The organism is Alkalihalobacillus bogoriensis ATCC BAA-922 (assembly GCF_000621445.1).
GTDB classification, from domain to species: Bacteria; Bacillota; Bacilli; order Bacillales; family Bacillaceae_F; genus Bacillus_AO; species Bacillus_AO bogoriense.
The window spans coordinates 37047-39520 of record NZ_KK211281.1 but is presented as its reverse complement, the minus strand read 5'-3'; the positions used below and the strand labels follow the sequence as shown (position 1 = coordinate 39520).

Below are 2474 nucleotides of genomic sequence, written 5' to 3'. Positions count from 1 at the left end.
GCCTCTATAATTTCTACTCCTTTTCTTTCGCATAATGTTCTTAATATTTCTCCTATATCCTTTCGTAACTTACCATAAATAACCTGCCTCCTATACTTAGGAGCAAATACGATATGATACTTACAATTCCACTTTGTATGTGCTAAACTGTTAGTGTCTTTAGACATCATAAACTCCTCCATTTGCTATTATATTGGTTGGCGAACCAAATATATTTTAGCACCACGGAGGAGTTTTTTTAATACCTCGCTAGAATATACCTCATCTGCCTTAATCGAGAATACTGTTTCAATAAGCTTAATGAGTCATCATGATTTAAAACAGTCATATTACAATTTTTATTAGTTGCCCTCACATTTATAAACCCTTCAGTTGTATTTTTTCCCTGCAGAAGTTCTATTTCCACATCCTAATCTGTAAACGTCAAATAGTCCACACCTGTTCAATCATTTGTGGACTATTTGACGTTCATAGCTAGTTCGCCTTCGTCTAAAACATTGCTACGTCTTGCCATATCAGACTTAGCCCATGTCGTAGTGTTAAACCGTTACGCACGATTAGAAAAGTATAGCCTGCGGCAAAAAAGGCGCTATAAAACACAAAAAAGCGTCTCCTACCCGTAGTAGAAAACGCTTGATATTACGCTATATTCTCGTATATTGTCCGTAAAGACTAACGTATGTAAACCGTATAAAATGGTACCGGTGGTCGGGGTCGAACCGACACTCCAAAGGAACACGATTTTGAGTCGTGCGCGTCTGCCAATTCCGCCACACCGGCATGTATAATATTTTCATATTCTAGTTGTTCTGAAAAAAAGCATGTCTACTTTATTGGCAAAGTAAAAAGAGTAAGTTTGGTGCCGAGGGCCGGACTTGAACCGGCACGGTAGTCACCTACCGCAGGATTTTAAGTCCTGTGTGTCTGCCAATTCCACCACCCCGGCACGGACAAAAAGAACTACTCATATAAAGTTATATGGAGGCGGCACCCGGATTCGAACCGGGGGATAAGGGTTTTGCAGACCCGTGCCTTACCACTTGGCTATGCCGCCATATTTGTTGGAGCGGAAGACGAGATTCGAACTCGCGACCCCCACCTTGGCAAGGTGGTGTTCTACCACTGAACTACTCCCGCATTAAAATGGCTGGGCTAGCAGGATTCGAACCTACGCATGACGGAGTCAAAGTCCGTTGCCTTACCGCTTGGCTATAGCCCATTATTTTCATTATCATTATAATTTTAATTTGGCAGGGGCAGTAGGAATTGAACCCACACTGACGGTTTTGGAGACCGTAGTTCTACCTTTAAACTATGCCCCTATAGAAAGTGGTGGAGGGGGACGGATTCGAACCGCCGAACCCTAAGGAGCGGATTTACAGTCCGCCGCGTTTAGCCACTTCGCTACCCCTCCGAGACTCTTATACTACATGATATGAACACAGTTTTCAAGACGTGAATCATATAAAAGCATAGTTATTATTAAAATGGTGCCGGCCAGAGGACTTGAACCCCCAACCTACTGATTACAAGTCAGTTGCTCTACCAATTGAGCTAGGCCGGCGAAAATGGTGGCTCGGGACGGAATCGAACCGCCGACACATGGATTTTCAGTCCATTGCTCTACCGACTGAGCTACCGAGCCATTAATGGCGGTCCCGACCGGGATCGAACCGGCGATCTCCTGCGTGACAGGCAGGCATGTTAACCGCTACACCACGGGACCATCTTTATTAGTATACCATTTGTCTTATATTTGTAAATGGTAAAAGTTTTTTTGGTTGCGGGGATAGGATTTGAACCTATGACCTTCGGGTTATGAGCCCGACGAGCTACCAGACTGCTCCACCCCGCGACGTTATGAAAGTAATGGATGTTGTATTTTCTTCGAAGAGAACTCTTCCTCTTCTCGCTTTGACTACGATGTGTATGCGTCGAGTTTACTCGATGATTTTTCATCGATGTTTCGCTCGTTGCTCCACCCCGCGACGTTATCTAGTTAATGGATGTTGTATTCTTACAACATCATTTCAAGAGCTTATCCTGCGAAGGACTTATATGGTAATTGGTGACCCGTACGGGATTCGAACCCGTGTTACCGCCGTGAAAGGGCGGTGTCTTAACCGCTTGACCAACGGGCCATATAAATTAGTTATTATGGCGGAGAGCGAGGGATTTGAACCCTCGAGACGGTTTAACACCGCCTACACGATTTCCAATCGTGCTCCTTCGGCCACTCGGACAGCTCTCCATTGGCTCCACAGGTAGGACTCGAACCTACGACCGATCGGTTAACAGCCGATAGCTCTACCACTGAGCTACTGTGGAACAATAGATAAATAAAATAAAAAGGCTTAGCAGCGTCCTACTCTCACAGGGGGAAGCCCCCAACTACCATCGGCGCTGATGAGCTTAACTTCCGTGTTCGGCATGGGAACGGGTGTGACCTCATCGCTATCGCCACTAAACCTATT

1 protein-coding gene, 14 tRNA genes and 1 rRNA gene are annotated in these 2474 nt (G+C 45.2%); all 16 read right to left on the bottom strand.

Annotation, left to right across the window (positions count from 1 at the left end; genetic code table 11):
- The coding region (tnpA, locus tag T323_RS28220) for an IS200/IS605 family transposase (protein ID WP_180320862.1) at positions 1-167 on the bottom strand (167 nt) is incomplete at its 3' end.
- 529 nt (positions 168-696) lie between these two features.
- A tRNA-Leu gene (locus T323_RS0124010) sits at positions 697-780 on the bottom strand.
- Positions 781-857: 77 nt separating this feature from the next.
- Positions 858-946 (bottom strand) — tRNA-Leu (locus T323_RS0124005).
- A 33-nt stretch (positions 947-979) separates the two neighbouring features.
- Positions 980-1054, bottom strand: a tRNA-Cys gene (locus tag T323_RS0124000).
- 8 nt (positions 1055-1062) lie between these two features.
- Positions 1063-1137: transfer RNA gene (locus T323_RS0123995), tRNA-Gly, on the bottom strand.
- Between the two features lie 7 nt (positions 1138-1144).
- Positions 1145-1219 (bottom strand) — tRNA-Gln (locus T323_RS0123990).
- A gap of 29 nt (positions 1220-1248) precedes the next feature.
- Positions 1249-1322, bottom strand: a tRNA-Trp gene (locus T323_RS0123985).
- A gap of 8 nt (positions 1323-1330) precedes the next feature.
- A tRNA-Tyr gene (locus T323_RS0123980) sits at positions 1331-1414 on the bottom strand.
- Between the two features lie 74 nt (positions 1415-1488).
- Positions 1489-1564, bottom strand: a tRNA-Thr gene (locus T323_RS0123975).
- A gap of 5 nt (positions 1565-1569) precedes the next feature.
- Positions 1570-1645, bottom strand: a tRNA-Phe gene (locus T323_RS0123970).
- A 5-nt stretch (positions 1646-1650) separates the two neighbouring features.
- Positions 1651-1726 (bottom strand) — tRNA-Asp (locus T323_RS0123965).
- A 52-nt stretch (positions 1727-1778) separates the two neighbouring features.
- Positions 1779-1855: transfer RNA gene (locus T323_RS0123960), tRNA-Met, on the bottom strand.
- A gap of 211 nt (positions 1856-2066) precedes the next feature.
- A tRNA-Glu gene (locus T323_RS0123955) sits at positions 2067-2141 on the bottom strand.
- A gap of 17 nt (positions 2142-2158) precedes the next feature.
- Positions 2159-2251, bottom strand: a tRNA-Ser gene (locus tag T323_RS0123950).
- A gap of 2 nt (positions 2252-2253) precedes the next feature.
- Positions 2254-2328 (bottom strand) — tRNA-Asn (locus tag T323_RS0123945).
- Positions 2329-2352: 24 nt separating this feature from the next.
- A 5S ribosomal RNA gene (gene rrf / locus T323_RS0123940) occupies positions 2353-2468 on the bottom strand.
- Positions 2469-2474: the final 6 nt, after the last annotated feature.